The 22,377-nt window shown below is 64.5% G+C and carries 17 protein-coding genes; 7 read left to right on the top strand and 10 right to left on the bottom strand.

The genetic code is table 11. The features are described from left to right. Positions 1-10: 10 nt before the first annotated feature. The 3 genes from sufC to JQ507_15245 all read right to left on the bottom strand — a co-directional run bounded on the left by sufC (position 11) and on the right by JQ507_15245 (position 3,575). A complete protein-coding gene (gene sufC / locus JQ507_15255) occupies positions 11-763 on the bottom strand; it encodes a Fe-S cluster assembly ATPase SufC (protein ID QRI72739.1) in 753 nt (250 codons plus the stop codon). A 59-nt stretch (positions 764-822) separates the two neighbouring features. Further along, entirely contained in the window at positions 823-2,319 is a 1,497-nt protein-coding gene (gene sufB / locus JQ507_15250; protein QRI72738.1) for a Fe-S cluster assembly protein SufB, read from the bottom strand. 98 nt (positions 2,320-2,417) lie between these two features. Continuing rightward, the gene (locus tag JQ507_15245; protein QRI72737.1) at positions 2,418-3,575 is read right to left on the bottom strand and encodes a cysteine desulfurase; all 1,158 of its coding nucleotides are present in this window, start codon (positions 3,573-3,575) and stop codon (positions 2,418-2,420) included. 439 nt (positions 3,576-4,014) lie between these two features. Between JQ507_15245 and JQ507_15240 the strand changes: the two genes are divergently transcribed. Beyond that, complete coding sequence (locus JQ507_15240; protein QRI72736.1) at positions 4,015-4,662, top strand: alpha/beta hydrolase; 648 nt, start codon at positions 4,015-4,017, stop codon at positions 4,660-4,662. Between the two features lie 259 nt (positions 4,663-4,921). On the opposite strand, the gene JQ507_15235 is transcribed toward JQ507_15240, so the two are convergent. The 3 genes from JQ507_15235 to JQ507_15225 all read right to left on the bottom strand — a co-directional run bounded on the left by JQ507_15235 (position 4,922) and on the right by JQ507_15225 (position 7,118). After that, on the bottom strand, positions 4,922-5,251 hold the full coding sequence (locus JQ507_15235) for a multidrug efflux SMR transporter (GenBank protein ID QRI72735.1): 330 nt from the start codon (positions 5,249-5,251) through the stop codon (positions 4,922-4,924). Positions 5,252-5,254: 3 nt separating this feature from the next. Further along, positions 5,255-5,932 carry a glutathione S-transferase family protein gene (locus JQ507_15230; protein ID QRI72734.1) on the bottom strand — a complete coding sequence of 226 codons (678 nt, stop codon included), beginning with the start codon at positions 5,930-5,932 and terminating at the stop codon, positions 5,255-5,257. Between the two features lie 82 nt (positions 5,933-6,014). After that, a complete protein-coding gene (locus JQ507_15225; GenBank protein ID QRI72733.1) occupies positions 6,015-7,118 on the bottom strand; it encodes an anhydro-N-acetylmuramic acid kinase in 1,104 nt (367 codons plus the stop codon). A gap of 152 nt (positions 7,119-7,270) precedes the next feature. Between JQ507_15225 and JQ507_15220 the strand changes: the two genes are divergently transcribed. After that, the gene (locus JQ507_15220; GenBank protein QRI72732.1) at positions 7,271-8,524 is read left to right on the top strand and encodes a tyrosine--tRNA ligase; all 1,254 of its coding nucleotides are present in this window, start codon (positions 7,271-7,273) and stop codon (positions 8,522-8,524) included. Between the two features lie 56 nt (positions 8,525-8,580). Further along, positions 8,581-9,828 (top strand): MFS transporter, encoded by a 1,248-nt coding sequence (locus tag JQ507_15215; protein ID QRI72731.1) that lies wholly within the window; start codon positions 8,581-8,583, stop codon positions 9,826-9,828. 89 nt (positions 9,829-9,917) lie between these two features. Here JQ507_15215 and JQ507_15210 read toward each other — a convergent pair whose 3' ends face one another. Beyond that, the gene (locus JQ507_15210; GenBank protein ID QRI72730.1) at positions 9,918-13,622 is read right to left on the bottom strand and encodes a hypothetical protein; all 3,705 of its coding nucleotides are present in this window, start codon (positions 13,620-13,622) and stop codon (positions 9,918-9,920) included. A 242-nt stretch (positions 13,623-13,864) separates the two neighbouring features. On the opposite strand from JQ507_15210, the gene JQ507_15205 reads away from it, so the two are divergent. Beyond that, complete coding sequence (locus tag JQ507_15205) at positions 13,865-14,602, top strand: peroxiredoxin (protein QRI72729.1); 738 nt, start codon at positions 13,865-13,867, stop codon at positions 14,600-14,602. 99 nt (positions 14,603-14,701) lie between these two features. Next, positions 14,702-16,057 carry a peptidoglycan DD-metalloendopeptidase family protein gene (locus JQ507_15200; GenBank protein QRI72728.1) on the top strand — a complete coding sequence of 452 codons (1,356 nt, stop codon included), beginning with the start codon at positions 14,702-14,704 and terminating at the stop codon, positions 16,055-16,057. 281 nt (positions 16,058-16,338) lie between these two features. Here JQ507_15200 and JQ507_15195 read toward each other — a convergent pair whose 3' ends face one another. Continuing rightward, entirely contained in the window at positions 16,339-17,574 is a 1,236-nt protein-coding gene (locus tag JQ507_15195; GenBank protein ID QRI72727.1) for an ABC transporter substrate-binding protein, read from the bottom strand. A 158-nt stretch (positions 17,575-17,732) separates the two neighbouring features. Between JQ507_15195 and JQ507_15190 the strand changes: the two genes are divergently transcribed. Then, positions 17,733-19,901: a carbamoyltransferase gene (locus tag JQ507_15190; protein QRI72726.1), complete on the top strand. Its 2,169-nt coding sequence runs from the start codon at positions 17,733-17,735 to the stop codon at positions 19,899-19,901. Positions 19,902-19,916: 15 nt separating this feature from the next. Further along, the gene (locus tag JQ507_15185) at positions 19,917-20,348 is read left to right on the top strand and encodes a hypothetical protein (GenBank protein ID QRI72725.1); all 432 of its coding nucleotides are present in this window, start codon (positions 19,917-19,919) and stop codon (positions 20,346-20,348) included. A gap of 139 nt (positions 20,349-20,487) precedes the next feature. Here the strand turns inward: JQ507_15185 and JQ507_15180 are convergent, their stop codons facing one another. Both JQ507_15180 and JQ507_15175 read right to left on the bottom strand, forming a co-directional pair. Further along, on the bottom strand, positions 20,488-21,423 hold the full coding sequence (locus JQ507_15180) for a DMT family transporter (protein QRI72724.1): 936 nt from the start codon (positions 21,421-21,423) through the stop codon (positions 20,488-20,490). Between the two features lie 84 nt (positions 21,424-21,507). Continuing rightward, positions 21,508-22,377: an NAD(P)-dependent oxidoreductase gene (locus JQ507_15175; GenBank protein QRI72723.1), complete on the bottom strand. Its 870-nt coding sequence runs from the start codon at positions 22,375-22,377 to the stop codon at positions 21,508-21,510.

Raw genomic sequence — 22,377 nt, 5'->3', positions numbered from 1 at the left:
CCCGTATCTGTCAGGCAGCGTCTTCGAACTGCGCGTAACCGGACTCTTCCAGCTCCAGCGCCAGTTCCTTGCCGCCGCTCTTCACCACCCTGCCCTTCGACATCACGTGCACCACGTCGGGCACGATGTAGTTGAGCAGCCGCTGGTAGTGGGTGATCACCACCATCGCGCGCTCCGGCGAGCGCAGCGCGTTGACGCCGTCGGCCGCGATCCGCAGCGCGTCGATGTCGAGGCCGGAATCCATTTCATCGAGGATGCAGACGGCCGGCTCGAACAGCGCCATCTGCAGGATCTCGTTGCGCTTCTTCTCACCGCCGGAGAAGCCGACATTGACGCCGCGCTTCAGCATGTCCTGCGGAATGTTCAGCGACTTGGCGACCTCGCGGACCTTCTTCAGGAACGCCGGCGACGAGATCTCGTCCTCGCCGCGCGCCTTGCGCTGGGCGTTGAGCGCCGCATGCAGGAAGTTCCAGGTAGTGACGCCGGGGATCTCGACCGGATACTGGAACGCCAGGAACACGCCCTTGGCGGCGCGTTCGTTGGGCTCCATCTCCAGCAGGTCTTCGCCCTTGAACAGGATCTGGCCGCCGGTGACTTCATAGCCCGGCTTGCCGGCGATGACGTGGGACAACGTCGATTTGCCGGAACCGTTCGGCCCCATGATCGCGTGCACCTCGCCCGGGTTCACCGTGAGCGACAGCCCGTGGAGGATCTCGCGCTCCTCGACACGAACCTGCAGATCTTTCACTTCAAGCAGAGACATCTGATTTTTCCTGAACATCATCCGGGAGGCGCGGCGGCCGCGCCCTCACACGGGATGGATTAACCAACCGAACCTTCGAGGCTGATCGAGATCAGCTTCTGCGCTTCCACCGCGAACTCCATCGGCAGTTGCTGCAGCACGTCCTTCACGAACCCGTTGACCACGAGGCCGACGGCTTCTTCCTGCGAGAGCCCGCGCTGGATGCAGTAGAACAGCACGTCCTCGGAAATCTTCGACGTGGTCGCTTCATGCTCGAAGGTCGCCGAGGAATTCTTGGCCTCGACATAGGGCACGGTGTGCGCGCCGCATTTGTCGCCGATCAGTAGCGAGTCGCAGGCCGTGTAGTTGCGCGCGCCGGTCGCCTTACGGTGGGCGCTGACAAGGCCGCGATAAGTGTTCTGCGACTTGCCGGCGGCGATGCCCTTGGAGATGATCCGGCTCGACGTGTTCTTGCCGAGGTGGATCATCTTGGTGCCCGAGTCGACCTGCTGGAAACCGTTCGAGATCGCGATCGAGTAGAACTCGCCGCTCGAATTGTCGCCGCGCAGGATGCAGCTCGGATACTTCCAGGTGATCGCCGAACCGGTCTCGACCTGGGTCCAGGAGATCTTGGAATTCTTGCCGCGGCAGTCGCCACGCTTGGTGACGAAATTGTAGATGCCGCCCTTGCCTTCCGAATTGCCCGGATACCAGTTCTGCACCGTCGAATACTTGATCTCGGCGTCGTCCAGCGTGACGAGCTCGACCACGGCAGCGTGCAGCTGGTTCTCGTCGCGCTGCGGCGCCGTGCAGCCTTCGAGATAGGAGACGTAGGAGCCCTTGTCGGCGATGATCAGCGTGCGCTCGAACTGGCCGGTGTTGCGCTCGTTGATGCGGAAATAGGTCGACAGCTCCATCGGGCAGCGCACACCCGGCGGCACGTAGACGAACGAACCGTCGGAGAACACCGCCGAGTTCAGCGTCGCAAAATAGTTGTCGGAGGTCGGCACCACGGTTCCGAGATATTTCTGCACCAGCTCGGGATGCTCGCGGATCGCCTCCGAAATCGGCATGAAGATCACGCCGGCCGCCTTCAGCTCCTTCTGGAAGGTGGTCGCAACCGAGACCGAATCGAACACGGCGTCGACCGCGATCTTGCGGCTCGGCGTCTGCGGCCCACCGGGCGGCGGCTCGACGCCCTCGAGGATCGCAACCTCGCGCAAGGGGATGCCGAGCTTCTCATAGGTCTTGAGGATCTCCGGATCGATCTCGTCGATCGAGGACAGCGTCTTCTTCGGCTTCGGCGCCGCGTAGTAGTAGATGTCCTGGTAGTCGATCTTCGGATATTCGACGCGCGCCCAGGTCGGCTCGGTCATGGTCAGCCAGCGGCGATACGCCTCCAGGCGCCATTCCAGCATCCAGGCCGGTTCATTCTTCTTGGCGGAGATGAAGCGGACGGTGTCCTCCGACAGCCCCTTGGGAGCCTTGTCGGACTCGATCAGCGTCTCAAACCCATAACGATACTGGTCGACGTCGATGCGCCGGACGCGCTCGACCGTCTCTTGTACTGCAGGCATTCATATCCTCCGCTCGCGGTTTCAAGGACCGCGGTGGATCTCAGTTCCGAAAAGTCTCTTACGATGCTTTGAACGCGAAATCACCCGCTTAGAACAGTTCAAGCTGTGTTTCGTCGCTCTCCCTTAACTAGGCTATCGGCGAGCTTTCGCCAAGCCTTGAGGGTCAAATCCACGTCTGTCTCCGTGGTAGACCAGCCAAGACTGAGCCGCACCGCTCCCTGGGACACCTCTGAACGGTATCCCATTGCCTCCAAGACATGCGACGGCTGGACCTTGCCTGACGAGCAGGCGGAGCCGGACGAGACCGCTACCCCCCCAAGGTCGAATCCGATCACGGCCGTCTCGGCCTTCATACCCGGTGCCGTGAACAGGACGGTATTCGGTAACCGCTTCACGTCGTCGGAGAACACCAGCACGTCCGGCGTCTGCCGCAGCCCGTGCTCGAGCCGGTCGCGCAATCCCCTGACGCGGGCGGCGTCGGCCTTCAACACCGCCATCGCAGCCTTCGTGGCCGCACCAAAGCCTGCGATCCCCGCGACGTTCTCCGTCCCTGCCCGCCGTCCAAGCTCCTGCCCGCCGCCGCGCAGCAGCGCCTCCAGCCCATCAACGCCCTCAGCAAGCACCAGCGCGCCGGTGCCCTTCGGTCCGCCGATCTTGTGCGCCGACAGCGTCACGAGGTCGGCCTTCGTCGAGGCGAGATCGAACGGGATCTTGCCGAACGCCTGGATCGCATCGACATGCAGCAGACCACCGGCGGCATGGACGATGTCTGCGACGTCGCCCACCGGCTGAATGGCGCCGGTCTCGTTGTTCGCCAGCATCACCGAGACAAGTGCGGGCGGACTATCAGCCAGCAGCGCACGCAGACGATCGAGATCAATCACTCCGGCCTGCGTAACATTGATCGCGCCGATTGCCTCGCGCGGAAACCGCCCGCCGGCGAGCACGGATGCGTGCTCGATCGCTGACACCAACAGCCGCTCGACCGGCGCGCCTGCACCGCGGCGCAATCCCGGCGTCAATGCGAGTGCATTGGCTTCGGTCCCGCCGGAGAGAAATACGACGTCCTGAGGCCGGCCGCCGACCGCCTTCGCCACCGCATTGCGCGCATCCTCGACCAGCCGCCGCGCGCTGCGCCCCTCGCTGTGCACCGAGGACGGGTTGCCGCTCAAGTCCCAAGCGGCCGCCATCGCCGCTTTCGCCTCCTGGCGAAGCGGCGTGGTGGCATTCCAGTCGAGATAGACGCGATCGGCCATCGAGCTTGCCCGCCGTAATCACCGTGGTTGCGGCCTTCCCTTGCGACATAGCGACAGTCGGGCACCGAGACCAGATCAGAGTCGCCGGCAAGAGCGGTTTTTCGCGCGCACGAAAACCACACCTGTGTTGCCAGGCAAGACATCCGTTCGTGGCGAGCACGATAGCAATATGACAAAGCAAAACTTCAGGTGGCTAGCGAACGATTCGGCATGTCGATCCGGATCGCGCGCCGCCGCGCGAATTCACGCCGGCCAAGCGGCACAATTTCCTTGATTTTTGCCCCTTGCGTCATGCTAGAAGGCCCACCAGCGTGCCGCGCGGCGGCGCCTGTGCCGATTTCATCATGAGCCGCCCTGTTCGCGCCCCGTCGCTGAAGATGGCTCCAACCGGTTGATTGATCGACGTCAATCAAGGGAACGCGTCAATCAAGGGAACACAATGCCTGAAGTGATTTTCACCGGCCCTGCTGGCCGTCTCGAGGGCCGCTATCATCCGGCCAAGCAGAAGAACGCGCCGATTGCGATGATCCTGCATCCGCATCCGCAGTTCCACGGCACGATGAACCACCAGATCGTCTACCAGTGCTACTACGCGTTTGCGCATCGCGGCTTCTCGGTGCTGCGCTTCAACTTCCGCGGCGTCGGCCGCAGCCAGGGCTCGTTCGACCACGGCACCGGCGAACTGTCCGACGCGGCAAGCGCGCTCGACTGGGCGCAGGCGATCAATCCCGAGGCGCGCGCCTGCTGGGTGGCGGGCTTCTCGTTCGGCGCATGGATCGGCATGCAACTCCTGATGCGCCGGCCGGAGGTCGAGGGCTTCATCTCGATCGCGCCGCCCGCCAATCTCTACGACTTCTCGTTCCTCGCGCCCTGCCCGTCGTCCGGCCTGATCGTGCACGGCGACAAGGATGCCGTGGTGCCGCCCAAGGACGTCAACACGCTGGTCGAGAAGCTGAAGACGCAGAAGGGCATCGTGATCGACCAGCAGGTCATCCCCGGCGCCAACCACTTCTTCGACGGCAAGCTCGAGCCGCTGATGGAGACGGTGACCGGCTATCTCGACATGCGTCTCGCCAACGTGCGGTGAAGCGGCAGTGACGTCGCCCGCGAACACGGCGGGCGAGTTCACTTATAGCGACATCGTGCGGGTAAAGGATGACGCGTCTGACCCGCTCCGTCGAGGCCACAAGGCTTGGGTAGTCTTGGTCGTTCGTCCCCAAGATCGATCCGGCACTTACTTTGACAGGTTTCCACCGGGCGTCGTCTATTCCGTCGAATATGAGGACGGAGTGGCCGAGGATGCCCATGAGGATTCGCTGGAACGTTTTCAAGGCACGTAAGCCTGATCATTCCGGCGCGAACTTCAACGCCGCAATCCCGACCAGCACCAATACGATCCCCGCGACCTTCATCGGGTTCAGCGCCTCGTTGAACAGCAGCACGCCCATGGTCAGCGTGCCGGCGGCGCCGATGCCGGTCCACACCGTATAGGCGACGCCGACGCCGAGCACCTGCAGCGCGCGCCCGAGCAGGAACACGAACGCGGCGAGCAGCAGCAGCGAGACCAGCGTCCAGCCGAGCCGCGTATAGCCTTCGGCATACTTCATCGAGATCGCCCAGCCGACATCGAGAAGACCGGCGATGACCAGCGCGACCCAGGCAACGGAATGCGACATGGCTTACGCGGCGAGCTTCAGCATATGCGCGCGGTGGCCGACCAGGAACGCGTGCAGCAGCGCGGGATAATCGGGTGACACGGCGCTGCGCACGCTCGGCCGCTGCGCCAGCGCGCTGCGCCAGGCGCGGAGTTTCGGCGTGTGGGTGAAGACCGCAAGATCGGTCAACTGATCGAACAGATCGAAATAGCGGAAGATCGGCGCGAACACTGCGTCGACCAGACTGAACTTGTCACCCGCGAAGAAAGGACCCGCGCCGAGCGCAGCCTCGACGCGCGCGAACTTTGCGGCCACCGCCTGCCGCTTGCTCTCGAAGGCGGCGGCATCGGTCGCGGTCTCGAGCCCCCAGAGGTCACCGAGGATAGCCGAACCGAACTCCATCCAAGCGCGGTGCTCCGCGCGGGTGAGCGCATCCTGCGGATGCAGCTTCGCGCCGGCTTGCGTCTCCTCGATGTACTCGCAGATCACATTGCTCTCGAACAGCGCGACCTCCTTGCCGTCGTCGCGGGTCACCACCAGCACCGGCACCTTGCCGAGCGGCGAGATCTTCAGGAAACAGTCCGGCTTGTTGGCGAGATCGATGTCGATTCGCTCGAACGGCACGCCCTTCTCCTGCAGCGCGATGACAGCGCGTTGCACATAGGGACAGAGCTTGTGGCTGATCAGCTTCAGGGCGGCCATGACGAACCTCGCGTTCAATGCAACTGCATCGAATTAAATGCAGCGGCATGGAACTGTCAAGGTAGATGCATTTGCATCTAAGTCACGGTCGCGCGATGATGCCCCCGGTCATCGGGATCGGCACCCCCGTGGTGGTGGGATAGCTCAGCGGCAGCCCCTTCATGCCGCGCGCGGCCAGGAAGCCGAACGCCTGCGCCTCGATCGCGTCCGCCGCCCAGCCGAGCGCCTCGGCGGGCTCGACGGTCGCCGGCGCCAGGCGCTCGCGCAGCATCCGCAGCATCGTCAGGTTGGATGCGCCGCCACCGCAGATGATCCAGCTCTTCGGCCGTTTCGGCAGCAGCGGCACGACGCGGGCGATCGCGGCCGCTGTGAACGCGGTCAGCGTCGCGGCCCCATCGGCCGGTGCCACGGCGCCGAGCTTGAGGCTCGCGAAGTCGTTGCGGTCGAGCGATTTCGGCGGTGGAACCGAAAAGAACGGCAGCCTGAGCGCCTGCGCGATCCAGGCCTCGTCCGGTTTGCCCAGCGCGGCGAACTTGCCGGCGGTGTCGAACGGCTGATGCATGTGGCGGAACATGAAGTCGTCGAGCAGCGCATTGCCCGGCCCGGTGTCGCAGGCGATCAGCGTGTCCGGGCCGTCGATATATGTAATGTTGGAAACACCACCGATATTGACGACGACGATCGGCCCCTCGCGGTTCAGCGATTGCGCCAGCGCACGGTGGTAGACCGGCACGAACGGCGCGCCCTGCCCGCCGGCCTCGACGTCGGCGGCGCGGAAATCATGCATCACCGGAATGTGGATCACCTTGGCGAGCGCCAAGGCGTCGCCGATCTGCACCGTCAGCTTCCGCTCGGGGCGATGCAGCACGGTCTGGCCGTGGAACCCGACGATGTCGATGTCCTGTGCCGAGATCCGGTGCTGCGCCGTGAAGGCGGCAACCGCCTCGGCGTGAGCTGTCGTGACCGCCTGCTCGGCCTGCCGCAGGATCCCCGGCCGGGCGTCGCGCCGGGACAGATGAACGGCTTCGGTCAGGGCCTGGCGCAGCAGGCTGCGCTCGCTCTCGGTATAGGGCCGATAGCCCGTGGGTCCGAAGGCCCTGATCTGGCGGCCATCGGTCTCGATCAGTGCCACGTCGACCCCGTCGAGCGAGGTCCCGCTCATCAGACCGAGTGCCGTTAACATCATCGTAGAAGCGCCCCAGCCGGGAACCCCCGGCTTGTCTCAAACAAGTACATCCTATAATGCCACTGCGCGTCCGCCTGCGGCAGCCTCAAGCATCAGGGTTCCGCAAATAGATGCAAAAACCGTAAAACAAGAATGATCTGGCTCGCCGACAAATGACTGCATTTAAATCGGATTTCCTGAACACTCTACAGGAACGCGGCTTCGTTCACCAGTGCTCCGATTTCGAGGGCCTCGACGCGCTTGCCGCGAAGGGAGAGGCCACCGCCTATGTCGGCTATGACTGCACCGCGCGGTCGCTGCACATCGGCAACTTCCTGACCATGATGATGCTGTACTGGCTGCAGCAGAGCGGCAACAAGCCGATCACGCTGATGGGCGGCGGCACCACGATGGTCGGCGACCCCTCCGGCAAGGACGAGACCCGCGCGATGCGCACGGTCGCCGAGATCGAAGCCAACAAGGCCTCGATCCGCGGCGTGTTCGCCAAGGTGCTGCGCTACGGCGACGGCAAGTCCGACGCCATCATGCTCGACAACGCCGAGTGGCTGACCAAGCTGAACTGGATCGAGATGCTGCGCGACATCGGCCGGCACTTCTCGGTCAATCGCATGCTGACGATGGACTCGGTGCGGCTCCGGCTCGAACGCGAGCAGGAGATGAGCTTCATCGAGTTCAACTACATGGTCTGCCAGGCCTACGATTTCGTCGAGCTGTCACGCCGCGCCGGCTGCCGGCTGCAGATGGGCGGCTCCGACCAGTGGGGCAACATCGTCAACGGCGTCGATCTCGGCCGCCGCATGGGCACGCCGCAATTGTTCGCGCTGACCACGCCGCTGCTCACCACCGCCTCCGGCGACAAGATGGGCAAGACCGCCAAGGGAGCGGTGTGGCTCAACGCCGACCAGTTCTCGCCGTACGACTTCTGGCAGTACTGGCGCAATGTCGAGGACGCCGACGTCGTCAAGTTCCTCAAGCTGTTCACCATCCTGCCGATCAGCGAGATCAACAAGCTCGCCGCTCTCGGTGGCAGCGAGATCAACGAGGCCAAGAAGGTGCTGGCGACCGAGGCAACTGCCCTGCTCCACGGCCGCGATGCGGCCAATGAGGCCGCCGAGACCGCGCGTCGCACCTTCGAGGAAGGTGCGCTGGCCGAAACCTTGCCGACGGTGGAAATTCCGCGCGGCGAATTCGAAGCCGGCATCGGGGTGCTCGCCGCCTTCGTCAAGGCCGAGCTCGTCGCTTCCAACGGCGAAGCGCGCCGGCAGATCAAGGGCGGTGGCCTGCGCGTCAACGACGCTGCCGTCACCGACGAGAAGATGCTGCTGACGCCGGCCAATCTCACGCCGGAAGGCGTGGTGAAGTTGTCGCTCGGCAAGAAGCGCCATGTTCTGCTGAAGCCTGCATAGGCGCATTCGCATTTGTCGGTTGCAGGGGGTGACGAAAGCGCGCTCCCTGCATACCGATGGACCAGACCACGCCTCCGAACGACACGCTTGCCGCACCGGCGAAGCAATCGCGCACCGCGCTGAACGTGCTCGCGCTGTGCTTCGTGCTGTCGGTGCTCGGGCGCGGCCTCAGCGACAGCTTCACGGTGTTCCTGAAACCGATCTCGGAAAATTTCGGCTGGGACCGTGCCTCGGTCGTGTCCGTCTATTCGCTGACCTGGCTCGCCAGTGGCCTGACTGCGCCGCTGGTCGGACGACTGTTCGACCGCTCCGGTCCGCGCGTGGTCTATGCGCTCGGCCTGTCGCTGCTCGGCTGCGCCTTCCTGGTCGCCTCGCGCGCCGAGCAGCTCTGGCAATTCCAACTGAGCGTCGGCCTCTGCGTCGGATTCGGCACCGCGCTGATCGGCAACGTCTCGAACTCGATCCTGCTCGGCCGCTGGTTCGGTCCGCGACTGCCGACCGCGATGGCCGTGATGTATTCGGCGACTGGCGCCGGCCTCTTGCTGCTGCTGCCGCTGTCGCAGGTGCTGATCGACCGGATCGGCTGGCGCGAGGCCTATCAGGTGTTCGGCATCGGTGCGCTTGGCCTGCTTATTCCGCTGGTCTTGCTGCCGTGGCGCCTGCTCGCCGGCGGCTCGCCGCATATCGTGAAGAAGGCCGAGAGCAATCTGGCCGATGAAGGCTGGACGTTGCTGCGGGCGATGCGCCATCACGCCTTCTGGGCGCTGTTCTCGACCTTCTTCTTCACCGCGATTGCGATGTACGCGCTGACGGCGCAGATCGTCGCCTATCTGATCGATGTCGGCTTTCCACCGCTGCAGGCCGCCACCGCCTGGGGCTTCTCCGGCGTCGCTCTGTTCGTCGGCATGCTCGGCGTCTCCACGCTCGACGGCATCATCGGCCGCAGGCCCAGCGTGCTGTTCAGCTATGGCGTCTCGATTCTGGGCATCATCCTGCTCTGGCTGCTGCAGTGGTACCCGAACTACTGGCTCTTGACCGGCTTCATCATCTGCTTCGGCAGCATGATCGGCTCACGCGGCCCGCTGATCACCGCGACCGCGCTGAAGATCTTCCGCGGCGAACGCGTCGGCACGATCTACGGCACCATCATGATCGGCAGCGGTCTCGGCTCCGGCCTCGGCTCCTGGGGCGGCGGCCTGATCCACGACTGGACCCACAGCTACAATCCGCTGATCGCGTTCGCGCTGGTCAACGTGGTGCTCGGACTGATCCCGTTCCTGGTGGTGCCGGCGCTGCGGCGGTGACGCCGTTTTTCAGGAGGTCCGCGACTGGCTGTGAACGGCTATGCGTTCGAACTCGTCGAAGTGAACGCTCTTCCCGCCAATCGATTCCCCTAATTGTTGTTCGTCGTCGGCAGGTCGTTCGGGCCGTACTGCTTGAACTCGAAGATCTTCCGCGTCAGGCCGGGCGCCAGCGCCGAGATCGGGTTGACGCGCAGCACCGGCGCGCTCGGTGTTCCCACCACTTCATAGGTCACGCCGATCAGGCCTTCATTGCTGCCGGCGCCGAGGAAAATCCCGAAGAACGGGATCTGGCCGAACATGTTGTTCAAGCCGTACATCGGAATGAAGGTGCCGTTCATCCGCACCTGATTGCCGACATAGTCGATGCTGCCCTCGATGGTCGCGCCGATGCTCGGTCCCTTGACCACGCCGTTGCGGATCGAGAGCTGGCCGCTCTGGCGGGTGAACTCGGCGCGCAGCGCATCGAACCCGATTCCGTTCTGGGTGCTGACCGGCCCGCCGGCGACGGCGCGGTCGAGCTGGGTTTCGCCCTTCACCGAGAAGCCGGTGATGTTGATGAGGCCTTCCCTCGGGCTCGGCTCGGGGATCGGCGGCTCCATCGCCAGCGTGAGCTGGCCGCCGACGACCTTCGAATAAGTGTCGATGAAGCGCAGGAATGCGCCGGCGTCGCCGGTCTGCAGGTAAATCACCTCGCGGCCCTGCTGACGGCCGCGCATATCGACCGTAACAGGCGTGTCGCGGCCGACCTTGCCGCTCAGCGTGAACGCCTTGAAGAACCCGTTGCGGCGCGAGATCTTGGCATCGACGCTGCGCAGCGCCTCGCCGTTGAAACCGGCCACGGCGCCGAGCTTCAGATCGACGTCGAAATCGGTGGTCCTGGTCTTGCTCTTGGGATCGCTGTCGCGGCCGGAGATCGCCGATTTCAGGAAGCCGCGGCCGTCGAACACATCGCCGCGCATCGTCACCTTGATGACGCCGTCGGGTCCGCGATCGGCCCGCAGCGATGTCTTGTCGCCTTCCGACGGCGCATAGGTCGGGAAGTTCGCATTCATGAGATCGCCGTTCTGGTCGACCTCGAGCGCGCCCTTGATCGAGACGCCGGCGCCTTCGATCGAGATATCCTCGAACCGCGTCGATTGTCCCTTCGGCACCACGTTGAAGGTCGCCTTGCCGGCCCGGCCCTGCGCTTTGACCCACCCCGGCAGGATGTTGTCGAGCTTGAGCTGAGTGAGGTCTGCCTCGACGCCCATCTTGGTGGCGGGATTGTCGCCGCTGCCGATCTTGCCGGAGAGCTTGATCGGGATCGCGCCCGAGACGGCAGGACCGAGATCTAATCCGAGGCGCGCGCGGCCCGCATCGTCGAGCGTTGCCTGCAGCTTGACGTCGGCATCGCCATCGGTCGGCTTGCGATAGTCGAGCGAGGCCGCCTGCCCGTTGATCTTGACGTCACCCTTGACCTGGAAGCCGGCATTGCTGGCGGCCAGCTTCAGCGTGTTGGCCTCGAGCTTCTGGTTCATCACCAGCTTGTCGACCGCGACACCGGTGATGTCGGCATTGACGGAATATTGCGTGTCGGTCTTGGTGAGCTCGCCCTTTACCGGCATGCCGAGATTGATGGTCGCGGTGACGTTGCCCCTGCTGGCGTTGGGATCGATCGGCGGACCGGAGAGATCGCTGAGCCGGTCGGATGCGAGGATTTCGGCGGCGGCCGGCACCGGGCAGTCGACCCGGAACCTGACCTTCGACGGCGACGGCTTCGGTGCCATGTCCGGCACCTCAAAGGTGAAATCCGAGATCGTGATCTTGCGCCCCGCCGGCGTGTCGGCGATGCCCTGGTTGATGGACACGGTCGCGGTGCGGCCGGTCACCCTCGCCTTCAGATCCGCATCATGCACCGCGGGCATCTGATCCACCGGGCGCACCGTGACGCCGGACGCGACGATGTTGACCGAAAGACCGTCATCGGGGATCGGCGGGCCCTTGCGTGACAGATTATGCACTGGCGAATTGACGCCGACATCGATGCGCTGGAGCGTGCCGCGGTCGATCCGCTCGAGCACCCATTCCCGCACCTCGGGCACGATGATGATCGGCCACATCCGCTTCAGGGCCGAGGCCGACATCGGCGTGCCGGCGAATCCGAGCTGCAACCGCGGCTCGCCGGAATAGTCGATGCTGCCAGTGCCGGCGACGCCGATCTCGCCATTGGAGATGTCGGCCTGGGTCAGCAGCACGCGCTTCTTCTCGGTGTCGAAACGGAAGCCTATATTGATGCGATTGAAAATCAGCGGCGGTTCATTCTTGTCGGCGCCGGCCAGCACGATGGTGCCGCCGGATAGCCCCGCCTGCCAGTCGGCGACATTGTCGTTGGGCGGTTCAAGATGCCCGAGCAGCGTGATGCGGTTGGCGCCCGAGACGATTTTGATCGGCGCCAGCAGCACGCGCCGGCCCGAATCCCATTCCACGCTCATCTCGGCCGAATCGACCGGCATCGGGTAGTCGGGCGTGTCGGTGTCGATGATGTTGCCGGCGCCGACATTGATCTTTCCGCGGAAATAGGTCGGCAGGCCGTCGCGCCCGAGTTCGCCCTTCATCTCGCCCGACAGCGGCAGGTCGGCGGTGTAGGTGAGATCCTTGGTCCGCATCGCCAGCAGGATGTTCCGGGTGGACACCTTGTCGGCCTTGACGTCGACCGAGCGCACACCGTTCTGCTGCGGTCCGACCAGCACGCGGACCAACCAGGGCTTGGCGCCCTCCTCGCCGAAGCTGAGCGCAACCCCGCCGCCGCTTGGGCGGCGCAGGCTCAGGCTGATATTCTCAAAGCTCCATTTGTTGCCGCGCTGCTGGTCGTCGACGACGAGATTGCCGTTCTTCAGGCCGATCTCGTTGAGGTTCTGCCCGTCGAGGCCGGTCATGCTGAGGCTGTCGAGCCAGTCGAGACCGGCAAGAAGCCCGCTCTGGGCCGAATCGGGCGAGGCCGCCGAGGGCTCGGAGGCGGCGGGCGGCGACGCAACCGGCGGCGGGGCCGTGGGCGTCGGACGCGGGAATGTCGGCGGCAGGCCCGCGTCGCGCTTGGAGGCGACGCCGGTGGCCAGCGGCTTTGCGGTGTCGCCGGCCGACACCGTCACATTGCCGTCGGGCGTGATGCGCACCGACAGTTCCGCATCGACCAGATTGAGGCTCTCCGCCCGCAGCTGGCCCATCAGAAGCGCCGTTCCGGACAATCGCACTTCGGCTTTCGGCGCGCTGGCGACGACCGCATGGTCGCGGTCGCGGACGATGATGTCGCGGATGCGCACCGCGATCCTGACCCGGCCGGCGCGCTCGATCTGCGTACCGCCGACCTCGACCGTGTTGCCGTGGCCGATATTCTCCTCGATCGCCGCGGCAAGCCATGGCGTCGCCAGATCGAGATTGATCGGACCGGCGCCGAGCCGCCACCACAATGCGCCGAAGCAGGTCGCGAACAGCACGACCAGCACCACGAGAACCAATCCGATGCGGCGGATCCAGCGCTCGCCGTGCAGCCAGCGCTGCATGCCGGAACAGAAATCGGTGAAGCGATGCAGGTTGTTGTTGGAACGCGCCAGCAATTGCCGCGCACGGTTGCCCGCCGCCTCATCCTGCTCGTCCCACGCGGCGTCGTCTTCCCATTGAGAGAAGTCAGCCCCGGCGCGCGGATTTGGCCCCTGCGGCGACGTGTTCCTTGCCATTGCCTCTCGGTGCTGACGGCGAAGCTGCTTGCCGTCATCAGGGCGCCCGTCGACTACTATCGAGCGCTCCCGTGCCGGCATCGCCGCCTATCCTCGCCTCATCATGTCACTCGCCGATGGCCCCAAGATCGGCCCCAAAAGAACGGACCAGACCAACCAATCAAAAGCCAATTCAACAAGCGGACGGGTTACGCGTCGAACTCCTTGTCACCATACTCCGCGGCCATCAAACTTGCCCAGCGGCCGGTGCGAATCCGGCCGCCGCTAACAAGACCCGCAATACCCCAATGGTTGAGCTTCGGAAAGCGACGAAAGGAAGGCGTATGTCCAAGAAAACGCGCAAGAAATCCTCCAATACAACCGGAAAGCCGGCCGCAACAAAGGTTGCGCGCGCGAGAAGCGCAAGCACTGGGAAGTCCGCGACGAAAACCCGCACAACGGTTGCGAAAAAGGCCGCATCCAAGAAGGCGTCCGAGCAAGCGGCCAAAACAGCGAAAGCCAAGACCGCAGCGGGTGTTCAAGTCAAAGCCTCGCACAAGGCTGCATCGAAACCGTTAAAGCCGGAGCCCGCCGCGACCGTGATCAAGTCGTCTGCCGTCACACTTGCCGAGGGAGCCGCGGCGCCTGGCTTCGACTTGCCGCGCGATGGCGGCGGCAGAGTCTCGCTGAAGGATTTCGCCGGCAAGAAGCTGGTGCTGTTCTTCTATCCGCGCGCCGACACCCCCGGCTGCACCAGGGAGGCAATCGACTTCACCCGGCTCAAGGGCGAGTTCGCAGCAGCAGGCGCCGAGGTGGTCGGCATATCAGCCGATACGGTTAAGGCGCAGGAGTCATTTCGAAACAAACACCAGCTGTCGGTGCCGCTGGCCTCGGACCCCGCCCATGAGATGCTCGAGGCATACGGTGCCTGGGGCGAAAAATCCATGTATGGCAGGACCTTCATGGGAATTATTCGCACCACGGTTCTGGTCGATTCCGGTGGAAAAGTCGCCCGGATCTGGCGCCATGTGAAGGTCGACGGCCACGCCGAAGCGGTATTGGAGGCCACCCGGGAGCTCTGACGGGAGGGTTCCGTTTCCTGAAAATTAACCATGGCGGGCTCAAATCGGCCCCGCAAAGTAGCCGTGCGGAGCTTGGTCCGACCGGCCGCGGGAGTACCGATGTCGAGCCGGTCCGGTCATCACCAGGAATACCTGAAACACCATCATCCCCAGGACCATGGCCGGGCACCGGCGCGCCGTCCGGCCGCCCATCACGCCGCACCGGCGGCAGCATCCGGCGAGGGCTATACGCTGGTCCATGCCGGCAAGCAGGTCCGGTTCGGGCCGGTCGTGTTCTGGATTGCGGTCGGAACCGTGGTCCTGCTCGGCATGTGGTCGGCGGCGACCGCGACCTATTTTGCGTTCCGCGACGACGTGCTGACCCGCCTGATCGCGCGCCAGGCCGAGATGCAATACGCCTATGAGGACCGCATCTCCGAGCTGCGCGCCAAGGTCGATCGCACCACCAGCCGCCAGCTGCTCGACCAGGAACAGTTCGACCAGAAGCTCGACCAGATTATGAAGCGGCAGTCGACGCTGGAATCGCGCGCCACTGCGCTCGGCGCGATGCCCGATGCCACTTCGACCGGATCGATCAAGCCGCAGGGCCGCGCCGAATCTGCGCCGTCATCCGGAACGCCAAAGCCCTCCCCGATCAGCGACACCGTGATCTTCGTGGCGCCGCCGGATCGCGAGGCGCGGCTGGAATCTCGCGCACCGCTGATCGCCAAGACGCAGCCGAACCAATTCGCCAAGGCCCAGGGCGTCGACAACGTGCTGGTCCGTCTGCAGACCTCGCTTGACCAGGTCGAGCGCCGTCAGGTCGCCGCGCTCTCCTCGGTCGAGGACGGCATCGAATCGCGGGTGCGCCGGATGCGCGGCGTGATCAGCGATCTCGGCCTCAACATGTCGCAACTCGAAGCCGCTGTGCCGCGCTCCGGCATGGGTGGCCCGTTCGTGCCGGTGAAGCTCGCGCCCGACGCCGGCGCGTTCGAGCGCCAGCTCTACCGCATCAACATCAACCGCGCGCAGATGCAGCGCCTCAACCAGACGCTGGCGCTGGTGCCCTACCGCAAGCCCGTGGTCGGCGAGGTCGAATTCACCAGCGGCTTCGGTGTCCGCAGCGATCCCTTCCTCGGCCGGCCGGCGATGCACACCGGCCTCGACTTCCGCGCCGCGCAAGGCGATCCGGTGCGCGTCACCGCCAACGGCAAGGTGGTGTCGGCGGGCTGGGCCGGCGGCTACGGCCGGATGGTCGAGGTCGATCACGGCAACGGCCTTTCGACCCGCTACGGCCACCTCTCCGAGATCGGCGTCAAGGTCGGCGAATACGTCAAGATCGGCCAGGTGATCGGCGCGGTCGGGTCGACCGGCCGTTCCACCGGTCCGCATCTGCACTACGAGACCCGCATCGACGGCGAAGCGGTCGATCCGCAGCGCTTCCTCCGCGCCGGCATCCGGCTCAGCGCGGGTTAAGCCTCGCCTCACGACGATCGATCTGAACATCGGCGCAAGCGCCCTCGCTTGCGCCGATCTCGTTTGTGGCTCAGCGACGACCGCCATCGCCCATGCCGCCGCCCGGCCCGGGGCCGGTTGTTGCTCCGCTGAGAGAATCGGGCGCAGGGCCGCTCCTACCTGACGGGCCGCCGCCACCAGGCGCACCGCGCCCGCCGACCGGAGAAGATTCGGTGTCGTCCCTGCGAAAGCACTGACGACAGCGGTGGGTTGGCACGAGCAATCGCGTGACTGGCGAGCGCTTACCGCGTCGCGTCGTGCCCCACCTCGCCGGTAATGACATCGCCGAACAGCTCCCACGCCTCGCCGTTGAACCGCATCAGCTGCATCTGCTCGATCGGGAAGTAGTCGTCCGGCGAGGTATTGACCATGACGCCCGGCAGCATCAGGTCGGAGTGGAAGTTCTTCAAATTGGCGGCTTGCTTCATCACGTTTTCGCGCGTCAGATTGTCGCCGCACTGCTTCAGCACCTGGACCATGGCCTCGGCCTGCACATAGCCATAGAGGTTGTTGGCGTTGCCCTTGTCGCCGTCGGGATAATACTTGTCCATGAACGCGCGCCATTTCACGACGGGAGGATCCTTGTCCCAGGTCGGATCGGTCGGGTCCTTCAGATAGGCCGTCGAGATGATGCCCTTGGAATATTCGAGCCCCGCCGGCTTCAGGACCGAGGCGACCGAGGTCGCGGTGTTGGCGAGGAAGAATTTCGGCTTCCAGCCGAGTTCGCCCACCTTCCGGATCGCCTGTGCCGATCCCTTCGGCGCCGCCCAGGAGAAGAAGATGTCCGCGCCGGAATCGTGCAGCGCGACGATCTGCGAATCGATCGAGGGATCGGAGACCTCGTAGGACTTGTCGGCGATGATCATGCCCGCCTTGTCGCCGAGCCCGTCCTTCAAGCCCTTGAACTGATCCTTGCCGGCGTCGTCATTCTGCCAGAACACCGCGATCTTGCTGTCGGGAAACTTGTCGCGAATATATTTCGCGTAGATGCGCCCCTCGCTCTGGTAGTTGGGCTGAAAGCCCATCGTCCAGGGAAAGTTCTTCGGATCGCCGAACTTGGTGCCGCCGGACGCGACGAACAATTGCGGCACCTTCTTGGCATTCATGTATTTCATGATTGCCGAATTCGACGGCGTGCCGAGCGCCTGGAAGATCAACAGCACCTCGTCGCTCTCGACCAGCTTGCGCGCCTGCTCGATCGCCTTCGGCGGCGAATAGGCATCATCGTAGCTGATGAAGTTGATCTTGCGGCCATTGATGCCGCCCTGCTCGTTGATCATCTTGAAGAACGCGGCCTCGGTCTTGCCGATCACGCCGTAGGACGACGCCGGGCCGCTATACGGCATGATGTTGCCGATCTTGATTTCGGTATCGGTCGCGCCGGGATCGTATTTCTTCTGCGCATACGCCAATGTCGCGATCAGTGCCACACTTGCGAACGCCGCGATTGCGCCAATATATCCAGGACGAGCCGGCATCGTTTTCTCCCGATTTTTGTCGTGGTTTTGACGCAAGTCTCGCAAGAGACGCATGTGCTGGCAAGCGCCGGGTTTTTCCGTTGGACGAAACGGCATTGTTGCCTGGCGCTGTTTATGATTGAAGGTCGATCTGGGGATCACGAGTCGAGGCGTTTTGATTGCGTAAACCGGACATTCGTACCGGTCCGCGGCATCCGCGTATTGCGGCTGCGGGCTATGAAATCACACGCCGCCTCAGCGAACGTGCGCTGGCCAGTCGTGGCCTCCACAAAGTTAACGGCGAGTTCGCGCAAGCCACGATCGCCTCGATCCGCGAGAGGCTGCAGCGCGGCGAGACCATCTATATCGCGGGCCTCGCCTGCCCCGGCACGCACAACACCGGCGTCGCGCTGGTCGAGGTCACCCAGAAGGACGGCCCGCGCCTGATCGTCAACAACGAGGAAGAGCGCTTTTCCGGAAACAAGCATACCAACGAGTTTCCACAACACGCGCTCGACGACATGCGCAAGGTGCTGCGGCGGATGGGCCGCGACATCGGCGACGTCGCAGCCTTCGTCACGACATGGGACTATCCGGCACTGCTGCCGATGCTGATCCGCACCTCGCTCGAGGAAGCGCCGGCCAGCATTAAATTGCTGCGCGCACCGATCGCGCCCGCGATCAACCTGCGACAGATGGACCAGGTGCGGCGCATCTCACGCAGGCTCGGCAAGATGTACGGGCTTGGCGAGCAGCTGCCGCTGATCTGCATGCCGCATCACGACAATCACGCCTGGTACTCGTTCACCGCCTCGCCGTTCGCCGATCTGCGCGAACGTGTGGCGATCGCGGTGCTCGACGGCACCGGCGACGTCGGCTCGATCTCGCTCTATGTCGCCGAGAACGGCGAGATGAAGCGGCTGTACTGCAATGAGAGCCTGTTCGATTCGCTCGGCGCCTTCTACACCGTGATCTCGTCGAGCCAGGGCGGCTGGACCTGGCTCTCCAGCGAAGGCCGCTACATGGGCGCGGCCGCCTGGGGCGACATGAACCGCGCCACCAATCCCTACTATCAGCGATTGAAGGCGGTGCTGCAGCTCGGCCCCGAAGGCCGCGTGCAGCTCAATCGCGCGATGGCCAACTGGTTTGCCGATCCTGCCGACAATCCCTACAAGCAGCCGCTGATCGACATTCTCGGCCCGCCGCTGCGGCCCGACCAGCTCTGGAATCCCGATGCCGTGCTGCGCGTCGAGGACATCAACCACCGCCCCGACACCAAGGACCGCGTCGACAAGGCGGCTGCGACGCAACTGGTGTTCGAGGACGCGATGATCCACGTCATCGATCATCTCTTGCGCATCACCGGCACCGACCGCCTGGTGCTGACCGGCGGCGTGGCGCTGAACGCGCTCGGCAACATGCGGCTGCTCGAGCATTTTGACGAGGCGTGGTTCGAACAGGCCCAGCAGCGCAAGACGCGGCTGCACATGTGGGTGCCGCCGGTGCCCGGCGATCCCGGCGTGCCGATCGGCGCGGCCTGGCTGATTGCGCATATGGCGGGCGCGCCGCGCGGTGCGCCGCTGTCGCATGCGTTCTACTGCGGCCTGCCGCCCTCGAACACCGACATCGCTGCGGCACTCAACGCCGACGACGTCGCCTCGATCGTGATCGGCAATGTGACGACATCAGAGGGGCGCGATGCCGTTGCCGATCTGATGGCCAGCATGGTGGCGCAAGGCGGCGTGATCGCGATCTATCAGGGCGCGGCCGAGACCGGCCCGCGCGCGCTCGGCCATCGCTCGATCCTCGCCAACCCCTGCGATCCCGAGGTGCGCGAGCGGCTCAACGAACGCGTCAAGTACCGCGAGGCGATCCGGCCGCTGGCGCCGATGGCGACGCTTGAGGCCGCACGCGATTATTTCGAGCTGGAAGACGGCGCCTCCGACGCTGACTACAACGCCTACAACTACATGGTGCTCACGGCGCATTCGAAGCCGGAGGCGCGCGCGAAGATACCGGCCGTGGTGCACGCCGACGGCACCGGCCGCATCCAGATCGTGCGCGAGGCCGACGATCCCCTTACCTACGCCTATCTGAAGGCGCTCGGCCGCCATATCGGCGTCGAGATGTCGGTCAACACCTCGTTCAACGTTGCGGGGCCGATCGCGCAGACCCCGGTGCAAGCAATGGACACGCTGCGCCGCTCCAAGGGGCTCGATGCCGTGGTGCTGGTCGCCGATGACGGCACCGCCTACGCCGCCTGGCACGGCGGCGAGCGCGACAGCGGTCGTTTTACTGGCTGGTATGCGGCGTGGAAGCAGGAATATCCAAGGACCGCGGCAACCTAGCGACTGGAGGAGCCGATGTACGACCTTTTGAAGGATTGGGCTCAAATCTCTCCAGGATTTGTACCCGTTGTCGCGCTTCTCGCCGTACTAATAGCCGGGCGGCAACTCGCCCTTAATCGAATAAGTCATCGGGAGACGACCGCAAAAGCGACCCTCCGAGAGTATCTCAAGCTTGCCGTCCAATACCCAAAGCTTTCTCAAGGTGACTTCAGTCAACTGCAGGGAGAAGAATTAGAGCGCTACAAATGGTTGGTTGGCTATCTTCTTTGGTCGGCCGAGGAACTCCTAGAATTTGATCCGAAAGAAGGTGCCTGGACGCGCAATCTGAAGATGTTGATGAAGCATCACGGCGACTACCTCAAGTCGCCGGAGTTCAACGCGCAAGAGCTCGGAACCTATTCCGCGAAAACGCAATCTTTCATCAAGGATGCCGTTGCGTCGAACTAAAGCATGATCCGGAAAAGTGCGAAGCGGTTTCCGAAAAGATCATGCTTAAACAAGAATCCAAAGCGCAGTGACGATTCAACATGATCTCATCGCGCTTTAGATCTCGCAGCGCTAAAACAAAGATTTGCGGCGCAAGATGTCAGCGTGTCGTCGAGCCGACCGGACGCTGTTTGCGCTGGCCGAACGTTAACACACGTCCGTCGATCAGCAGCAGCGCGCTCGCGATCACCAGCGCGCCGGTCACCTCGCGCCACGAGACCGGCTCGCCGAGCACGAGATAGCCGAGCAGCATCGCGGTGGCTGGAATCAGCAGCGTCACCAACACCACATTGGTCGCGCCGGAGCGTTGCAGGATCTGAAAGAACACGATGTAGGCCAGCGCCGTCGACAGCGCCGCGAGCCCGAGCACCGCGAGCCACGTGGTCGCCTGCGGCATCGGCAGCAGCCAGGGCCGATCGGCCACCGCGGCGATCGGCGCAATCATCACGGCCGATGCCAGCATCTGGAACGTCGCCGTGCCGAGCGGCGGCACGCGCTGCGGCAGCCGACGCCCGACCAGTGCCGCGATGCCATAGCTGAAGGCGCCGGCAAGGCACAGCGCGATGCCGATGCCCTGGCGGCTCTCGAAGCCGAGCGCATCGCCGTGCAGGATCGCGACCCCGATCAGCCCGACCACCACGCCCACGACGCGACGCGCCTGCAGCCTCTCCTCGCCGGCCGCCGCCATGATGACCACCGCGAACAGCGGCGTCGTCGCATTGAGGATCGAAGCCAGCCCGCTCGGAATGTAGGTCTGCCCGAACACGATCAGCGAGAACGGCAGCACATTGTTGAACAACCCCATCGCGACGAACGGCGCCCACCCCGGCACACCGCGCGGGAATTCGATCTTCCTGGCCCGCAGCAGCGGCAGCAGGATGATCGTGCCGAGCACCACGCGCAGCAGCACCAGCGTCAGCGGCGGCAATTCGCGCAGGATCATGCCGTTGAAGAAGAACGAGCCGCCCCACAGCACCGACAGCAGGCCAAGCAGGCCCCAGTCGCGGCGATCGATTCTGTTGTCGACGGAAGGCATGGCGGGCACCCGGCTGCACTGGCAGAGGTGACTAGCGCGGCGCCGCAAATATTCCCACCCGATTTCCCGGAATGGCTGGCCCGCCTATTTCGGCCGCGATACGATCTCGATCATCTGGCCTTCGTCGCCGTCGGGGGCATGAGCCCTGGCCTTGTCGTAGGCGGTGAGCGCGGCGCGGCTCACGGGCACGCCGGGCAGCAACGTTTCGGCGAGCCGCACGGCATATTCCGCGTCCTTGTGACGCAGCGCCGCCGTGAACGACGCGCCGGAGAAGTTGCGGTCGATCATCCGCTTGCTGTGGCGGATCACCTGCGGGCTGGCGATCGCGCCGGTCCCTAGCGCCTCGGCGACCAATTGCATGTTGAGGCCGGCCTGCTCGGCGATCGCAACGCCTTCGGCAAGGCTTGCGATCTGCACCGCGCCGATCAGGTTGTTGATCAGCTTGAACACGGTGCCGGTGCCGACCGCACCGAAATGGCGGATCGTGCTGCCGATCGGCGTGAGGAACGGTCGTGCCTTGTCGAGGTCGGCGTTGTCAGCGCCAACCAGCAGCGTCAGCTTGCCGGCGGCCGCAGCCTCCGGCAGCCCGGTGACGGGACAATCGATGTAGATCAGGCCGCGGCTCTGCAGCTCGCGCGCCATATCGAGCGTGTGCTGGTAGGAGACCGTGGAGCATTCGATCGCCAGCGTGCCGGCCTTCATCGTGGCGGCGGCGCCATCCCTGGTGAGCCAGACATCACGCGATGCCGCATCGTCGGCGACCATCGTCACGACCGCATCGGCATCGATCGCGGCATCCTCCGGCGAGGTCGCCCATTGCGCGCCGCGCGCGATCAGATCCTCGGCCTTGGCCTTGCTCCGGTTCCAAACCGCGACCGTGAAGCCGGCTTCGAGATAACGGCCGGCCATCCCGTGGCCCATGCGTCCCAATCCGATGAAAGCGACGCGCGGCAT

Origin of the sequence: Bradyrhizobium sp. PSBB068 (genome assembly GCA_016839165.1) — a bacterium.
In the GTDB taxonomy this organism is placed as follows: Bacteria; Pseudomonadota; Alphaproteobacteria; order Rhizobiales; family Xanthobacteraceae; genus Bradyrhizobium.
The sequence above is the reverse complement of the archived record's forward strand: the minus strand, read 5'-3'. Positions and strand labels throughout refer to the sequence as shown.